This is a genomic window from Vibrio sp. Vb1026, from assembly GCF_033338745.1.
Classification (GTDB): Bacteria; Pseudomonadota; Gammaproteobacteria; order Enterobacterales; family Vibrionaceae; genus Vibrio; species Vibrio alginolyticus.
In genome coordinates this window covers 1-1,269 of the sequence record NZ_JAWOTH010000117.1, presented here as the reverse complement: position 1 = coordinate 1,269, position 1,269 = coordinate 1, and the positions used below count along the sequence as shown (strand labels likewise).

Below are 1,269 nucleotides of genomic sequence, written 5' to 3'. Positions count from 1 at the left end.
AACAGCCAGACAAATACAATGTGGGGACGACGCTGCACGACACCCCTCTAAGTTTGAAAGGTAGCAAAGGCTCGGTATGGACTCCGCGTAACAACGACCGTAAATATCGTGGTGATGTGCCACTTTACCTTGCGCTTGCGAAGTCATTGAATGTACCAACGGTAAGGTTGGGGATGGAGCTTGGTATTCCTGAAGTATCTGGCACACTTGAACGCTTAGGCGTCAACAAAGATGAGATTCGTCCTGTGCCTTCTATGTTCTTGGGTTCGTTTTCATTGACGCCATTTGAAGTGGCGCAAATGTACCAAACACTGACTAACTCGGGTAAACGTGCTAAGTTGACCGCGCTTCGTTCCGTCATCGATATGGACGGTAACGTGCTTTATCAATCGTTGCCTCGCTCCTCTCGCGCGGTTGACGAACAAGCGGCTTGGCTAACGACATACGCGATGAAACAAGGTGTCGCACAAGGTACAGGTCGCTATCTTCAAAGCCAATTCGCTTGGGCTGCATTGGCGGGCAAAACGGGCACCAGTAACGATACTCGTGATAGCTGGTTTGTCGGGACTGATGGCCGTGAAGTGACGACCATTTGGCTAGGCCGTGATGATAACAAGCCAATCAACCTTACGGGCTCAAGCGGTGCATTGCGTGTTTACGCGGAATACTTGGCGCAGCGAATTCCTGAGCGTTTGGAGTTGCCTTGGCCTAAAGAAGTGACGACGCTTGGCTTTAAACCGACCTCCAACGGTGGTTTAGAGATGAATTGCCGCAGCGATTACAAACTTCCAGTATGGGATAAAACGGGTCAAATCAAACAACAGTGTGAGAAAAAATCTAACTGGTTGAATAGTTTGTTTGATTGGTAGGATCTCCAAATCAACAACATGGACTTGTTTCACTGGTCAATTCTTAGTACATATTAGTGATCAAGTATTCAGTAAAGGAAGAAGTGGATGTTCAAAACGCTGTCATCAAGCCCGATGTCGCGCTATTTCGCGTTGTGGGTAAGTTTGTTTTTGATAGCCACTCCTTCTGTTGCTCAAGTCAAAAATGAGGATACTCCGACTCGTCCTAAAGTCGCGGTTGTTCTCGCTGGTGGCGGCGCAAAAGGTGCTGCCCACATTGGTGTCCTCAAGGCGCTAGAAGAAATGCACATTCCTGTCGATATCATCACAGGGACAAGCATGGGAGCTTATGTTGGCGGCTTGTACGCGACAGGCATGAGCGCCGATGAAATCGAAAGTTTTATCTATTCTGTTGATTGGA

At 48.1% G+C, this 1,269-nt stretch carries 2 protein-coding genes; both read left to right on the top strand.

Features of this window, described 5'->3' with window-relative positions; all coding sequences use genetic code 11:
* The coding region (locus tag R7E47_RS24615; protein WP_318085343.1) for a penicillin-binding transpeptidase domain-containing protein at positions 1–869 on the top strand (869 nt) is incomplete at its 5' end.
* 87 nt (positions 870–956) lie between these two features.
* A partial coding sequence (locus R7E47_RS24610; protein ID WP_318085341.1) for a patatin-like phospholipase family protein occupies positions 957–1,269 on the top strand: 313 nt, incomplete at its 3' end.